This window comes from Streptomyces sp. NPDC046759 (genome assembly GCF_040645475.1).
GTDB lineage: Bacteria > Actinomycetota > Actinomycetes > Streptomycetales > Streptomycetaceae > Streptomyces.
Genome location: NZ_JBEYYJ010000007.1, coordinates 21,056 through 34,212, shown reverse-complemented (window position 1 = coordinate 34,212; position 13,157 = coordinate 21,056). Strand labels below are relative to the sequence as shown.

15 protein-coding genes are annotated in these 13,157 nt (G+C 72.6%); 5 read left to right on the top strand and 10 right to left on the bottom strand.

Annotated elements, in window-relative coordinates; all coding sequences use genetic code 11:
- Nucleotides 1-10: 10 nt before the first annotated feature.
- The 3 genes from ABZ919_RS11755 to ABZ919_RS11745 form a co-directional block, all read right to left on the bottom strand.
- Nucleotides 11-1,018: a methionine synthase gene (locus tag ABZ919_RS11755; RefSeq protein ID WP_361245865.1), complete on the bottom strand. Its 1,008-nt coding sequence runs from the start codon at nucleotides 1,016-1,018 to the stop codon at nucleotides 11-13.
- Between the two features lie 333 nt (nucleotides 1,019-1,351).
- The gene (locus ABZ919_RS11750; RefSeq protein WP_361245863.1) at nucleotides 1,352-2,050 is read right to left on the bottom strand and encodes an SDR family oxidoreductase; all 699 of its coding nucleotides are present in this window, start codon (nucleotides 2,048-2,050) and stop codon (nucleotides 1,352-1,354) included.
- 7 nt (nucleotides 2,051-2,057) lie between these two features.
- On the bottom strand, nucleotides 2,058-2,597 hold the full coding sequence (locus ABZ919_RS11745) for a TIGR00730 family Rossman fold protein (RefSeq protein WP_361245861.1): 540 nt from the start codon (nucleotides 2,595-2,597) through the stop codon (nucleotides 2,058-2,060).
- Between the two features lie 51 nt (nucleotides 2,598-2,648).
- On the opposite strand from ABZ919_RS11745, the gene ABZ919_RS11740 reads away from it, so the two are divergent.
- Nucleotides 2,649-2,972, top strand: a complete 324-nt coding sequence (locus tag ABZ919_RS11740) for a DUF427 domain-containing protein (RefSeq protein ID WP_361245859.1) — start codon at nucleotides 2,649-2,651, stop codon at nucleotides 2,970-2,972.
- A 37-nt stretch (nucleotides 2,973-3,009) separates the two neighbouring features.
- Nucleotides 3,010-3,792, top strand: a complete 783-nt coding sequence (locus tag ABZ919_RS11735) for an alpha/beta hydrolase (RefSeq protein ID WP_361245856.1) — start codon at nucleotides 3,010-3,012, stop codon at nucleotides 3,790-3,792.
- 16 nt (nucleotides 3,793-3,808) lie between these two features.
- Here the strand turns inward: ABZ919_RS11735 and mnmA are convergent, their stop codons facing one another.
- From mnmA to ABZ919_RS11715, 4 genes are all read right to left on the bottom strand, one after another.
- A complete protein-coding gene (gene mnmA, locus ABZ919_RS11730; protein WP_361245853.1) occupies nucleotides 3,809-4,930 on the bottom strand; it encodes a tRNA 2-thiouridine(34) synthase MnmA in 1,122 nt (373 codons plus the stop codon).
- A gap of 368 nt (nucleotides 4,931-5,298) precedes the next feature.
- The gene (locus tag ABZ919_RS11725; protein WP_361245850.1) at nucleotides 5,299-6,468 is read right to left on the bottom strand and encodes a cysteine desulfurase family protein; all 1,170 of its coding nucleotides are present in this window, start codon (nucleotides 6,466-6,468) and stop codon (nucleotides 5,299-5,301) included.
- A 176-nt stretch (nucleotides 6,469-6,644) separates the two neighbouring features.
- Nucleotides 6,645-6,923 carry a DUF4190 domain-containing protein gene (locus ABZ919_RS11720; protein WP_361245848.1) on the bottom strand — a complete coding sequence of 93 codons (279 nt, stop codon included), beginning with the start codon at nucleotides 6,921-6,923 and terminating at the stop codon, nucleotides 6,645-6,647.
- 32 nt (nucleotides 6,924-6,955) lie between these two features.
- Complete coding sequence (locus ABZ919_RS11715; protein WP_361245845.1) at nucleotides 6,956-7,123, bottom strand: hypothetical protein; 168 nt, start codon at nucleotides 7,121-7,123, stop codon at nucleotides 6,956-6,958.
- 145 nt (nucleotides 7,124-7,268) lie between these two features.
- Between ABZ919_RS11715 and ABZ919_RS11710 the strand changes: the two genes are divergently transcribed.
- Nucleotides 7,269-7,895, top strand: a complete 627-nt coding sequence (locus ABZ919_RS11710; protein WP_361245842.1) for a TetR family transcriptional regulator — start codon at nucleotides 7,269-7,271, stop codon at nucleotides 7,893-7,895.
- A gap of 491 nt (nucleotides 7,896-8,386) precedes the next feature.
- Here the strand turns inward: ABZ919_RS11710 and ABZ919_RS11705 are convergent, their stop codons facing one another.
- Nucleotides 8,387-9,376, bottom strand: a complete 990-nt coding sequence (locus ABZ919_RS11705) for a YafY family protein (protein ID WP_361245839.1) — start codon at nucleotides 9,374-9,376, stop codon at nucleotides 8,387-8,389.
- Nucleotides 9,377-9,478: 102 nt separating this feature from the next.
- On the opposite strand from ABZ919_RS11705, the gene ABZ919_RS11700 reads away from it, so the two are divergent.
- Nucleotides 9,479-10,078 (top strand): TIGR03086 family metal-binding protein, encoded by a 600-nt coding sequence (locus ABZ919_RS11700; protein ID WP_361245836.1) that lies wholly within the window; start codon nucleotides 9,479-9,481, stop codon nucleotides 10,076-10,078.
- A 136-nt stretch (nucleotides 10,079-10,214) separates the two neighbouring features.
- Here the strand turns inward: ABZ919_RS11700 and ABZ919_RS11695 are convergent, their stop codons facing one another.
- Nucleotides 10,215-11,111 (bottom strand): thioesterase family protein, encoded by an 897-nt coding sequence (locus tag ABZ919_RS11695; RefSeq protein ID WP_361245833.1) that lies wholly within the window; start codon nucleotides 11,109-11,111, stop codon nucleotides 10,215-10,217.
- A 151-nt stretch (nucleotides 11,112-11,262) separates the two neighbouring features.
- On the opposite strand from ABZ919_RS11695, the gene ABZ919_RS11690 reads away from it, so the two are divergent.
- Nucleotides 11,263-12,552, top strand: coding sequence for an alpha/beta hydrolase-fold protein (locus ABZ919_RS11690; RefSeq protein WP_361245830.1), 1,290 nt, complete (start codon nucleotides 11,263-11,265; stop codon nucleotides 12,550-12,552).
- Here ABZ919_RS11690 and ABZ919_RS11685 read toward each other — a convergent pair.
- Nucleotides 12,461-13,120 (bottom strand): trimeric intracellular cation channel family protein, encoded by a 660-nt coding sequence (locus ABZ919_RS11685; protein WP_361245827.1) that lies wholly within the window; start codon nucleotides 13,118-13,120, stop codon nucleotides 12,461-12,463. The two genes, ABZ919_RS11690 and ABZ919_RS11685, sit on opposite strands and share 92 nt — an antisense overlap.
- Between the last annotated feature and the right edge of the window lie 37 nt (nucleotides 13,121-13,157).

The window sequence follows — 13,157 nt, the reverse complement described above, 5'->3', positions numbered from 1 at the left end:
TGTCCTCCCGTTACTCTGGGTTGTCCGCGAGGGATCTCGCCGCCCGGACGCAGTGGGCGAGCGCCTGCCGTGCGTAGGCGGGGGAAGCGCCCGCCAGACCGCACACCGGGGTGACCGTGACCGCCTCCGTGAGCAGCCCCGGATGCAGCCCCAGCCTGCGCCACAGCGTCCTGACACCCATGACGCTACCGGCAGGGTCTGACAACGGGCCGTCCGTGCCCGGCACGACACCGGCGAACAGCCGCGTACCGCCCTCGACGGCCTCGCCGATCACGTCGTCGTCACGTTCGGTGAGCAGCGAGAAGTCGAAGGAGACGGCGGCCGCACCGGCCCGCCGCAGCAGTGCGAACGGCACGTCGGGGGCACAGGAGTGGACGACCACGGGACCGCCGCCGTGGGCGCCGACCACGTCGCGCAGGGTGGCCTCCACGACCTGCCGGTCGACGGCCCGGTGCGTGCGGTAGCCGCTGGCGGTGCGGACCTGCCCGCGCAGCACGGCGGTGAGGGAGGGCTCGTCGAGCTGCAGCACGATCCGTGCGCCCGGGACCCGGCGCCGCACCTCGGCCAGGTGCAGCCGAAGGCCTTCCGCGAGCGAGGCGGCGAGGTCACGGCAGGCGCCGGGGTCGGAGAGGGCGGCCTCGCCGTTCTTCAGCTCCAGGGCGGCGGCCAGCGTCCACGGGCCGACGGCCTGCACCTTGAGGTCGCCCTCGTATCCCTGGGTGAACTCCTCCAGGGCGTCCAGGTCCTCCCCCAGCCAGGACAGGGCCCGCCGGGTGTCCCGGCCCGGCCGGTCGCCGAGCCGCCAGCCGCTGGGTTCGACGCGCGCGTACAGCTCGACGAGCATCCCCGCGGTGCGGCCGATCATGTCGGCGCCGGGTCCGCGCGCGGGCAGCTCGGGCAGGAAGGGGAAGTCCTCGAAGCTGCCGGTCACTGTCCTGGCCGCTTCCCGGGCATCGCCGCCGGGCATGGACCCCACTCCGGTGGCCGGGGGGAACCTCAACTGGGTGCTCTCACTCACTCCGGCAGGGTATGCCGTGGCCGCCGGCGGGCCCGAGTGCGGTGCGCGTCCGGAAAGGCCCGGCAGGGCGAACCGTGGCGCCGCCCGGGCATCGGCGATGTCGCCGGTGAACTCGCCGGTGGTGGTGGGCGCACGCAGGTGCGCCGGCTCCGCCGGGCGGAAGACCTCGCCCACGACCAGCCCGTCGTGGGCGAGCGGAGCGAACGGATCCGGGCCGCCGAGTATCAGCGCGGCCCCGGTCCGGCACCAGGCCTGTGCCGGCCGGTCCGGGACCGTGGCGACGTCGGCCGCCGAGGTCCCGGACCGTGGCGGCGTCCGCCGCTCCCTCCCAGGTCACCGCCCGGGCCGCACCGTCAGGTCGTTGACCTCCGCGTCGCCGGGCAGATCCAGGGCCATGAGGATCGTCGTCGCGACCGACTCGGGGTCGATCCACTTCGCGGCGTCGTACTCCTTGCCCTCCTGCTGGTGGACCTTCGCCTGCATGGGGCTGGCCGTGCGGCCGGGGTACACCGAGGTGACGCGGACGCCGTGCCCGTGCTCCTCCTCGCGCAGCGAGTCGGCGAGGGCCTTCAGGCCGTGCTTGGAGGCGGCGTACGCGGACCAGCCGGCGTGGGCGCTGAGGCCGGCGCCGGAGTTGACGAAGATCACATGGCCCCGCGCCGCGCGGAGTTGGGGCAGGAAGTGCCGGGTCAGCTCGGCGGGGGCGATCAGATTGACGCTGAGCTGGCGACGCCAGGACTTGGGGGTCAGGTCGCCGACCTCGCCCAGGTCGACCACGCCGGCGATGTGCAGCAGGGAGTCCACGCGGTCCGGGAGCGCCTGGTGGGAGAACGCCCAGGACAGTTTGTCCGGGTCGGCGAGGTCACCGACGAGGGTGCGCGCGCCGGGGAACTCGGCCGCCAGCTCCTTCGCGCGGCCCGCGTCGCGCGCGTGCAGGACGAGTTCCTCCCCGCGCGCGTGCAGACGGCGGGCGACGGCCGCGCCGATGCCGGACCCGGCCCCGGTGATCACATGAGTAGCCATGCCCGCCATGCTCGCATCAGCGGCCGGCCAGGGACTCCTCCAGGTAGGCCAGCGCGCCGACCGGCTCCGCGGCGAAGAAGACCAGCTCGGACAGCGGGCGGGGCAGGAAGCCCTCGTCCTCCATGCGGCGGAACTGCTGCTCCAGGCCGTCGTAGAAGCCCTCGGTGTTCAGCAGGACAACCGGCTTCTCGGTGCGGCCGTGCTTCTTCAGCTCCAGGATCTCGGTGGCCTCGTCCAGCGTGCCGGTGCCGCCCACCATGATCACCACGGCGTCGGCCTTCTCCAGCAGCAGCTTCTTGCGCTCGGCGAGGTCGGCGGCGATGATCATCTCGTCGGCACCGGGCCGCGCCTTGTTGGCGAGGAACTCCACGGACACGCCCAGCAGCCTGCCGCCCGCCTCCTGCACCCCGTCGGCGACGACCTTCATCAGACCGACGTCGGAACCGCCCCACACCAGGGTGTGGCCGGCCTTGCCGATCAGTTCCGCGAACTCGCGCGCGGGGCGCGTGTAACGCTCGTCGAGGTCGGCGGCGGACAGGAAGACGCAGATGTTCATGGCCTCCACCGTACGCGGGAAGAACCGGAGGCCCGCCGGTGCTGTCCCTGTATGGCCGAAGGACACACGATCACCATCGAGAAGAGCGAGCGGCACGTGCGCGTGGTGCACGGCGACCAGGTGCTCGCCCGGACCGACCGCCCGCTGGTGCTGCGCGAGACGGGCTGTCCGGTGCGCTACTACATCCCCGCCGAGGACGTACGGCTGGACCTGCTCACACCGTCCGACACCCACACCCACTGCCCCTTCAAGGGCACGGCCTCCTACTGGTCGCTGCCCGGTGCGCCGGACCTGGTGTGGGCGTACCCGGATCCGAAGCCGGACGTGGCGGCGATCAAGGATCACTTCTGCTTCTACGACGTCGACGTGTCGTGAGCGATGAGTCCGTGCCGGTACGGCAGTCTGCACCGACATGGACAAGAAGACGACTTCGCGGGACGGAACCCCCCTCGCGTACCAGGTGACCGGTCAGGGGCCGACGGTGATCCTGGTGAGCGGCGCGATGTCCACCGGCGGCACCCTGGCGCCGCTGGCCCAGCGGATCGCGGACCGCTGCACGGCCGTCGTCTACGACCGCAGGGGCCGCGGCGAGAGCGCCGACACGAAGCCGTACGCGGTGGAGCGCGAGGTCGAGGACCTGGCTGCGCTGATGGACGCCGTGGGCGGCGAGGCGGCGCTGTTCGGAGTCTCCTCGGGCGGCGCGCTGGTGCTGCTGGCAGCGGCGAGCGGGCTGCCGATCCGCCGGGCCGCCGTGTACGAGGTGCCGTACGCCGACGCCCTGGAGGGCGGCGCCGAGCGGGAGGCCGTGTACAAGGAGAACCTGAACAGGGCGCTGGCGGAGGGCCGGCGCGGCGATGCGGTGGAGCTGTTCCTGCGGCTGACCGGCCTCGGCGAGGAGGTGATCCGGGGCGCCCGCCAGTCGCCGATGTGGGCCGGCATGGAGGCGGTCGCACCCAGCCTCGCCCACGACGACGCGGTCATGGGCGACGGGCTGCTTCCCCGGGAGCGGCTGGCCTCCGTCTCGGTACCGGTGCTGTCGGTCGCGGGCGGGGCGAGCCCGGAGTGGATGCGCGAGGCGTCCCGTGCGGTCGCAAAGACGGTGCCCCGGGGCACGTACCGGGTGCTGGAGGGGCAGACCCACATGGTGGAGCCGGACGTGCTGGGGCCGGTGCTGGCGGAGTTCTTCGTGTCCTAGCGTCGGTGTGCCGTAACTACGCCGCGGCCGTCGCCCGCGTGGTCGACGCGATGGTCGCCGAGCCGACCACGCGCGTGCCGTCGTACAGGACGACCGCCTGGCCGGGGGCGACGCCGCGGACCGGTTCGGTGAAGGCGACGCGCAGCTCGCCGGCGACCGGCTCGGCGGTGACCTCGGTCTCGCCGCCGTGGGCGCGCAGCTGGGCGGTGTAGGTGCCGGGGCCGGTGGGTGCGGTGCCGCACCAGCGGGGCTTGATCGCGGTCAGCGCGGTGACGTCCAGGGCGGCGGCGGGGCCGACGGTGACGGTGTTGTCGACCGGGGAGATGTCGAGGACGTAGCGGGGCTTGCCGTCCGGGGCCGGGGTACCGATGCGCAGGCCCTTGCGCTGGCCGATGGTGAAGCCGTACGCGCCCTCGTGCGTGCCCAGCCTGGTGCCGGACTCGTCGACGATGTCGCCCTCGGCCCGGCCCAGCCGCTCGGCCAGGAAGCCCTGGGTGTCGCCGTCGGCGATGAAGCAGATGTCGTGCGAGTCGGGCTTCTTGGCGACCGCGAGGCCCCGGCGCTCGGCCTCGGCGCGGATCTCCTCCTTGGTGGTGATCGTGTCGCCGAGCGGGAACATCGCGTGCGCGAGCTGCCTCTCGTCCAGCACGCCGAGGACGTACGACTGGTCCTTCGCCATGTCGGAGGCGCGGTGCAGTTCGCGCGAGCCGTCGGGGAGCGTGACGATCTTCGCATAGTGACCGGTGCAGACCGCGTCGAAGCCGAGGGCCAGCGCCTTGTCGAGCAGCGCGGCGAACTTGATCTTCTCGTTGCAGCGCAGGCACGGGTTGGGCGTGCGGCCGGCCTCGTACTCGGCGATGAAGTCCTCGACCACGTCCTCGCGGAAACGGTCGGCGAGGTCCCAGACGTAGAACGGGATGCCGATGACGTCGGCCGCGCGGCGGGCGTCACGCGAGTCCTCGATGGTGCAACAGCCCCGCGCGCCGGTGCGGAAGGACTGCGGGTTCGCGGAGAGCGCGAGGTGGACGCCGGTGACGTCGTGGCCGGCTTCCGCGGCACGCGCGGCGGCGACGGCGGAGTCGACTCCACCGGACATGGCGGCGAGGACGCGGAGGGGGCGCTGCGGGGTCTCAGTCATAGCCCTTCCAGGGTACGGGGCCCTGGGAGGCGGGTCCGCCGGATGTGCGGGGCTGTGCGCGGACGCCTTCACCGGGGCTGGGAAAGGTATCTGCAAAAAAATCAAGGGCCAGCCCCTTTTGACCCGGTTGCGGTGGACTTATCCTGGCATCAAGACCTACGGGACGAGTGAGGGAGTCCAAGCGGAGTAGCCGACTTCAGCGAGAGATACCTGTTCTCTTGGAAGAGAGGTACACCTTCTCCGCTGATGCCGACATCGACGCTCGGGCTGAGAGGCCGGAAGGTAGCAGTCAGACCGGAAGGCGACCCCCAGCACCTGATCCGGACCATGCCGGCGAAGGGAACCCGCCTCGTAGGTCGCTTCGTGTCTCAGCTCAGTCCCGCGGCCCGGGCGCGCTCCACCGCCGGGCCGATCGCCTCGGCGACCGCCTCGACGTCCGCCTCCGTGGAGGTGTGGCCGAGGGAGAAGCGCAGGGTGCCACGGGCCAGGTCCGGGTCGGTGCCGGTGGCGAGCAGCACATGGCTGGGCTGGGCGACGCCCGCGGTGCAGGCCGAGCCGGTCGAGCACTCGATGCCCTGGGCGTCCAGCAGGAGCAGCAGGGAGTCGCCCTCGCAGCCGGGGAAGGTGAAGTGCGCGTTGGCCGGCAGCCGGCCCTCGGGTGCCGGATCTCCGCCGAGGATCGCGTCCGGCACGGCACTGCGGACGGCCGCGATCAACTGGTCGCGCAGGGCGCCGATCTCCCGGGCGAACTCCTCGCGCCGCTCGGTGGCGAGCCGGCCGGCGACAGCGAAGGAGGCGACGGCGGGGACGTCGAGGGTGCCGGAGCGGACGTGCCGCTCCTGGCCGCCGCCGTGCAGGACGGGCACGGGGGTCTGGTCACGGCCGAGCAGCAGCGCGCCGATGCCGTACGGGCCGCCGATCTTGTGGGCGGAGACGGTCATCGCGGCGAGGCCGGAGGCGGCGAAGCCGACCGGGACCTGCCCGAAGGCCTGCACCGCGTCGGCGTGCATCGGGATGCCGAACTCGGCGGCCACCGCGGCCAGTTCGCCGACCGGAAGGATCGTGCCGATCTCGTTGTTCGCCCACATCACCGTGACCAGGGCGACGTCGTCGGGGTTGCGGGCGATGGCCTCGCGCAGGGCGTCGGGGTGGACGCGGCCGTAGGAGTCGACGGGGAGGTACTCGACCGTCGCGCCCTCGCGTTCGCCGAGCCAGTGGACGGCGTCGAGGACGGCATGGTGCTCGACGGGGCTGGCCAGGACGCGGGTGCGCCTCGGGTCGCCGTCGCGGCGTGACCAGTACAGGCCCTTGACGGCGAGGTTGTCGGCCTCGGTGCCACCGGAGGTGAACACCACCTCGCTGGGGCGGGCGCCGAGCGCTTCCGCGAGGGTTTCGCGGGATTCCTCGACCGTGCGGCGTGCCTGCCGGCCGGATGCGTGGAGGGAGGAGGCGTTGCCCGTGATGCTCAACCGGGCGGCGAATGCCTCTGCCGCCTCCGGGAGCATCGGGGTTGTCGCGGCGTGGTCGAGGTAAGCCATGGTGACGCCGATTCTACGGCGCCGGGTCCGCGCGGTCGGCTTCGGCCGTGCGGGGCGGCCGGACTCGGCGTGCGCCTTGCCCGCGCTGCACCTGGACCCGGTGGTGTGGCGCTCGGCCTGCGCCGGGGTGCCCCGTCGTCCTCGGGGCCGGCGCCGTCAGGATGCGCCGCCCCGGGTCACAGGCTCCACGACAGCGTGTGGGAGACCTGCATGGCGATCACCAGGACGGCCAGGTCGGCCACGCCCAGGGTCAGGCCCAGCAGGGCCCGGCCGCGGCGGGCGGTGCCGCGCCAGAGGGAGACGGCCGCCAGGACGATGGCGATCGGGCCGAGGAAGAGGTTGAGGACGAGCAGGCCGAGCAGGCCGAGGATGAAGGACGCCACGGCCATGCCGTCGGCGTCCCGCGCGGCCGGGCGGGTGCCCTGGCCGTTCGTGACCGGTGCGGTGAGTTGCATGGTGCTCAGCTCCTGGAAGTGGTGGCGGACGGTCAGTTGGCCGGCGTACGGCGCCGGCGGCCGTGGCGCTCGCGGATCGCGAAGATGCCGAGCCAGACGGCGATGACGGCGGCGGCGACGGCGGTGACGGTCAGCGGTGCGTGGGCCACGGTGCCCAGCACGACACCGAGCAGCATGAGTGCGGCGACGAGGAACAGCATGAGATCAGATCCCCCCTCCGGGGTACCTCGTGTCGGACCGGTGTGAAGTTTCGGTGAACAGTTGTAGTTACAGTTGTTCACTGACTTCTACTCTAGCGCGCTCCACGGCTTTTCAATTCCGGAGAACAGTTGTTAACTGGATGACATGAGTCACACCCTCGGCATCCGGCAGGCCCAGAAGCAGAAGACCCGCCAGGCGTTCCTCGACGCGGCGCTCGCCCTGCTGGAGGAGCAGAGTCTCAGCAGCCTGGGCCTGCGTGAGGTCACCCGGGCCGTCGGTGTCGCCCCGACCGCCTTCTACCGGCACTTCCGCTCGACCGCCGACCTCGGTGTGGCGCTGGTCGACGAGGCGCTGGGCAGCCTGCATCCGATGGTGCGGACCACGGTGTCCACGGCGGGCGACAGCGAGGAGCGCATCACGCGCGCCGTCGAGCTGATCGCCCGCCATGTGGACGCGTTCCCCGCGCACGTGCGTTTCATCGCCCGGGAACGACACGGCGGGGTGCAGCCGGTGCGGGAGGCCATCCGGGCCCAACTGGTGCGGTTCGCCGAGGAGGTGAAGGCCGAGCTGGCCAAGGACCCCGGGGCCGCGGGCTGGAACGACGACGACCTGCTGATGCTCGCGCATCTCTACGTCGACCAGATGCTGGTCACCGCATCCCTGTTCCTGGAGGCCCTGGAGGCCTCCGAGGAGGAGCGGGAGCGCGTCACCCAGCTGGCCACCCGGCAGCTGCGGCTCATCACCATCGGCCGCGCGCACTGGCTGGACTGAATCCCCGGACACACGTCAGGGGCTGCGCCGCCCAGCGGCATGCCACCCCTGCCGTCGCACGGCCGTCGTGCGCCCGCGCCCGCCGAACCGCCGCCCCGCTCAGCCCCGCCGGGTGTTCCCCTGCCTGCCCCTCGCCCGGACCACCGCAGCCGGCGGCCGTACCGCCGCCGGAACCGCCCTGGCCACCCGGGCCGCCAGCGGGCGCGCCACTCTGCATGCCCGGGGGCGTACCGGTGGGGGTGCCGGTCGGCTGCACGGCGCAGACTCCCGGCGGCGCGTCCGCCGGCGCCCCCCACGGGGCACCGCTGGGGTGGCGGCCGGTGCCGCCCGTGGCACGCCGGACGGCGCCTGGCGGCCCTGCCGCCGCCCGGGCCGCTGCCGCCCGAGGACGCCGACGAGTCGCCCGAACCGCATGCGCTGGGCAGCAGCGGGGACAGCGCCGGGCGACGGCGGGGGCGGGACGGGCACGCCGACACCTCAAGTGCCGTCCGTCACCTGCCGCTTCGGTCTCCGGCCGGACCCGCCTCCTGATAGAGGGCCGTGACGGAGCGGGCCGCCGCCAGCAGCTCCGCCCGTGCCTCGGGCGGACCCAGCAGCTCCACCTGGTCGGAGAGGGAGAGGAGCTGGCGGACCGCGCGCAGCGCCGGGTAGGTCAGCCGGGCGGTGACCCAGTCGCCTTCGCCGTCGTCGTCCGGCACGGCCGTCAGCTCGGCGGCGAACACCCGCCGGAACATGTCCAGCCGCTCGCGCCGCACCCGCACGGTGACCTCGATCCCGCCCTGCCGCTCCTCCACCTGGCGCCGCAACACCTCCCAGACGGCGGCGAGTTCGACCCCCGGGCGACGCCGTACGGGCTCCTCCAGCGGCCGGGCCGAGCGGATCCGGTCGGCCCGGAACAGCCGGGGCGCGCCGCGCCGGTCGGCGACCAGGTACCAGACCCCGGCCTTGGCGACCAGGCCGTACGGGTCCACGGTGTACGTCCGCGGCTCCCGCTCCCCGCTGTGCCGGTAGCGCAGCTTCAGGCGCCGGTCGGAGAAGACCGCGTCCTGGAGCACCTCCAGGTCGACGGCCTGCTGCGGGCCGCTCTTCCAGCGGGTGGCGTCGACCAGGATGCGCCGGCTGGTCACCTCCGCGGCGGGCCGGTGCGGCGCCGGCAGCGCGGCCATCACCTTGCGCAGGGCGGAGCCGAGGGCCGCGTCCAGACCGAGCGCGGCGTGGGCGCCCTGGGCGGCCAGGATGAACAGGGCGCGGGACTCGTCGGCGGTCAGCCCGGTGACGTCGGTGCGGAAGCCGGCGAGGAGTTCGATGCCGCCGTGCCGGCCGCGCTCGGCGTACACGGGGACGCCGGAGGCCGACAGCGCCTCGACGTCCCGGTAGATGGTACGGACCGACACCTCAAGCCGGTCGGCGAGTTCGTGCGCGGGCACGCGGCCCCGGGTCTGCAGGAGCAGCAGGATGGACAGCAGCCGGTCGGACTTCACCCGCCCAGGATCCCGCCGTCGGCGAACTCCCCGCAAATGTTGACGGGCGTTGTCAGGTTATCCCGCGATCCTCTTCCCACCGACCAACGGAGAGGCATCCCCATGACCACCACCGGCTTCACCGACCCGCGCCCCGTCTACACCCGCGCCACCGAGCAGGCGGCGGCGCTGATCAAGACCGTGCGCCCCGGACATCTCACCGCCCCGACCCCCTGTTCCGAGTTCGGCGTACGGGACCTGCTGAGCCACATCGTCGGCGGCACCCGGCGGATCGCCGTGGTCGGCGAGGGCGGTGACGGACTCGCGGTGCGGCCCGTGGCCGACGGCGTCGCCGACGAGGAGTGGGCGCAGGCCTACGACGACGTGCGCGCCCGCGCCCTGAAGGCCTGGGAGAGCGACGAGCGGATGACGGCCCAGGTACGGGTTCCGTGGGGGGAGGTGCCGGGGCACGGGGCGCTCTCCGGCTATGTCATGGAGATCGTCACCCACACCTGGGACCTCGCCGAGGCCCTCGGTCACCCGCTCGAACTCGATCCGGAACTCGCCGAATTCGCCCTCGCCACCGCGCGCCGGGTGTTGCCCGACTCCCGCCCGCGCGACGAGGAGACCCCCTTCGACGCCCCCCGCGCGGCACCCGAAGGCGCCGACGTCTACACGGAACTGGCGGCCTGGCTGGGCCGCTCCCCGCTCAGCCGTTCCTGACCCCGGCAGGACACGGGGACGCACGACACCCTCCGCGCCGCGCGGCGCCCGCCCGCGCCACCCGGCCGAGCCGACGCCCCGACGGGACACCGGGGCGTGCCACGCGGCCGGGCCCCTGCCCGCCGCGAGCCCTCGCTCAGCCGAGCCTGACGCGGGCGAGCTGGCGGGACTGGGCGACCAGGTGGTCCTCGCGGTCCCAGACCTCGGCGTCCTCCTCCAGGAAGCCGCCGGCCAGGTTGCGGGTGGTGATGGACACCCGCAGCGGGCCGGGGGCCGGGCGGCGGCGGACGTGGACGGTGAGTTCCACCGTGGGCACCCAGCCCTTGAGACCGAGCTCGAAGGCGGTGGGCGGGAGGGCGTCCACGGCCAGCAGGAGGGAGAGGGGGTCGGCGTCACGGCCGTCGGCCAGCCCGAACCAGGCGCGCATCTCGCCCTTGCCGGAGGGCGCGCCGAGGGCCCAGCCGAGGGTCGCCGGGTCCAGCTTGAGCATCAGGCGGTCGGCGATCGCCGAGCTGCCCTCGACCGGAGCCGGGCCGTCCTCGGGGCCGAAGCACTGCTCCAGCGGCGGGATCGCGGGCGGCGTCGCCGTCGTGCGGACGTCGTCGGGGAGGGCGGAGAGGTCGCCGTACGAGGCGAGGACGCGGATGCGCTCGACCTCGTTGCCCGCGTCGTCGTACTGGAAGAGCGAGGCCTGGCCGGTGGAGAGGGTGCGGCCGGTGCGGACCGTCTGCGTGCGGACGACCGCCGGGCCGGGCCGGGAGGCGGTCAGGTAGTGCGCGGAGACGGTGAAGGGGTCCGGGTGCGGAAGGCTGTCCGCGAGGGCCCGCCCGAGCACGGCCAGCAGATAGCCGCCGTTGACGGCGCTGATGATGGTCCAGCCGGCGGACAGGTCGATGTCGTAGACGCCGGGTTCGCGCCGGGCGACCGCGGTGTCGCGGTCGAACTCGCTGTCGCCGATCACGGCCCGCGACGGGGATCCGCCCGCCCCGGCGAAGCCGAGAGCGGGGGAGGGTGCGGAAGCTGCTTCTGGCATGGATGAACGATACAACAAGAAACTACTAAGCGGTAGCTTTTCCCTGTTTCCACCGGGCCGGATCCCTCTCCCGGGTGAGGTTCCGGCAATTTCTAGGTAAGTGTCGCAGCACGTCCACAACCCCGGGCGCCTGATTCCCCTCTATGGGGACATGAGCCTCACCGGGACTCCGTTCCTCTACACGACCATCGTTCTGGCCGTGGTCGCACTGATACTGCCGCTAGTCCTGTGGTCGCGGGTGCGCGGCCCCAAGCCCCTGCGCACCACCGCCCGGCTGCTGATGCTGCTGTTCGCCCAGGGCACCGCCGTCACACTGATCTTCGTGCTGGTCAACAACCAGAACAACCTGTACGACAACTGGGCCGACCTGCTCGGTACCGGCAACCACGTCCAGCAGGCCCAGGACCTGGGCCGGGACGGCACCGGCGGTATTTCGGTGAAACGGTTGCCCAAGGTCAGGCAGACCTTCACCGCGGCCAGCGGGCCCGGCATGCACGCGGCGGGCGGAGTGCGCGTCACCCAGCTCAAGGGCCGGGTCTCCGGAGTGAACGCCGAGGTCTACGTCTGGCTCCCGCCGCAGTACAACGAGCCGGCCTACGCCCACAAGAAGTTCCCGGTGGTGGAGGTGCTGCCGGGCTATCCCGGGTCGGCCAAGGCGTGGTTCGGGTCGATGAAGGCCCATGAGCAGCTGCTGCCGCTGATGCGGAGCGGCCAGGTGGCACCCTTCATCCTGGTCGCCCCGCGCACCAACCTGCTGGCCGGCGTGGACACCGGCTGCGCCAACATCCCCGGTCAGGTCAACGCCGACACCTGGCTCAGCATCGACGTGCCGAAGATGGTCATGGACAACTTCCGGGCCGAGCCGGCGCCGCAGGGCTGGGCGACGGCCGGGTACTCGGCGGGCGCCCACTGCGCGATCAAGCTGGCCGTGGCCCACCCGGACCGTTACCGGGCGGCCGTGAGCCTGTCGGGCTACAACGACCCGATCGGCGAGCGCAACTCCCTCGCCGCCCAGAACCCCACCCTGCGCGCCGAGAACAACCCGTTCCTGATCCTGAAGAAGTCGCCCGTACCGCCGCGCATCGCGTTGTACGTCTCCGGCGAGTCGGGCGACGGCTACCAGGCGGGCGTGGCCCTGGAGTCGATCGCCAAGGCCCCGACCACCGTGCACGTGGTGTTCCTGCCGCGCAGCGCCGGCGGTCACAACATGGCGCTGTGGCGGCCGCAGGTCGGCACGGTGTTCCGCTGGCTGACCCTGCAGATGGGCCAGAGCCACGCGAAGGGGCAGGACAACTCTCTTAACGGAACGACGGGTCCTCTCATCGGGAACGCCGCCGGCACCACCGGGACTACTCCTCGGTCACCGTCGACCGGCGGTTCCACGCGCGCGGAGCTCGCCAGTGGTACCGCATCGCGAGCAGGCGCAGCGCAAAAGCGGTGACGACCGCGAGCCCACTGGTGAGGGGGGTCAGGGCGTCGTAGCGGATGCACAGCACCACCATGGTCGCCCCGACGATCGCTGGGACCGCGTACAGATCGCGGTCCCAGCGCAGCAATGAGGGCACCTCGTTGGCGAGGACGTCCCGCAGCACACCGCCACCGACGGCGGTGGTGAGGCCGAGCGCCGCGGACGCGGTCAGGCCGAGGCCGTAGCTGTACGCCTTCGTCGTACCGCTGACGCAGAACAGACCCAGGCCGGCCGCGTCGAAGACCAGCACCGCCGACTGGATGCGTTCCACGTGCGGGTGCAGGAAGAAGACGACCAGCGCGGCGATCAGCGGCGTCACGAAGTACCCGAGGTCGGTGAAGGCGGCCGGGGGTACGGCTCCGATGACCAGGTCACGGAACAGCCCTCCGCCCAGCGCGGTCGCCTCGGCGAGGACGGCGATGCCGAAGACGTCGAAGTTCTTCCGTACGGCCAGCAGCGCGCCGGAGATCGCGAACACGAAGATGCCGATGACATCGAGCGTGTGCTGGACGGAGGGACTGAAGAGTTGCTGGAGCTGCACCCTTACATTGTTACCCGCCGAGCGGCCTGAGCCTTAC

Bases quoted from the DNA above. Each gene is read 5' to 3' on its own strand.
- ABZ919_RS11750 (WP_361245863.1), bottom strand. From the start codon at position 2,050: ATGGCGGGCATGGCTACTCATGTGATCACCGGGGCCGGGTCCGGCATC.
- ABZ919_RS11745 (WP_361245861.1), bottom strand. From the start codon at position 2,597: ATGAACATCTGCGTCTTCCTGTCCGCCGCCGACCTCGACGAGCGTTAC.
- ABZ919_RS11740 (WP_361245859.1), top strand. From the start codon at position 2,649: ATGGCCGAAGGACACACGATCACCATCGAGAAGAGCGAGCGGCACGTG.
- ABZ919_RS11735 (WP_361245856.1), top strand. From the start codon at position 3,010: ATGGACAAGAAGACGACTTCGCGGGACGGAACCCCCCTCGCGTACCAG.
- mnmA (WP_361245853.1), bottom strand. From the start codon at position 4,930: ATGACTGAGACCCCGCAGCGCCCCCTCCGCGTCCTCGCCGCCATGTCC.
- ABZ919_RS11725 (WP_361245850.1), bottom strand. From the start codon at position 6,468: ATGGCTTACCTCGACCACGCCGCGACAACCCCGATGCTCCCGGAGGCG.
- ABZ919_RS11720 (WP_361245848.1), bottom strand. From the start codon at position 6,923: ATGCAACTCACCGCACCGGTCACGAACGGCCAGGGCACCCGCCCGGCC.
- ABZ919_RS11715 (WP_361245845.1), bottom strand. From the start codon at position 7,123: ATGCTGTTCCTCGTCGCCGCACTCATGCTGCTCGGTGTCGTGCTGGGC.
- ABZ919_RS11710 (WP_361245842.1), top strand. From the start codon at position 7,269: ATGAGTCACACCCTCGGCATCCGGCAGGCCCAGAAGCAGAAGACCCGC.
- ABZ919_RS11700 (WP_361245836.1), top strand. From the start codon at position 9,479: ATGACCACCACCGGCTTCACCGACCCGCGCCCCGTCTACACCCGCGCC.
- ABZ919_RS11695 (WP_361245833.1), bottom strand. From the start codon at position 11,111: ATGCCAGAAGCAGCTTCCGCACCCTCCCCCGCTCTCGGCTTCGCCGGG.
- ABZ919_RS11690 (WP_361245830.1), top strand. From the start codon at position 11,263: ATGAGCCTCACCGGGACTCCGTTCCTCTACACGACCATCGTTCTGGCC.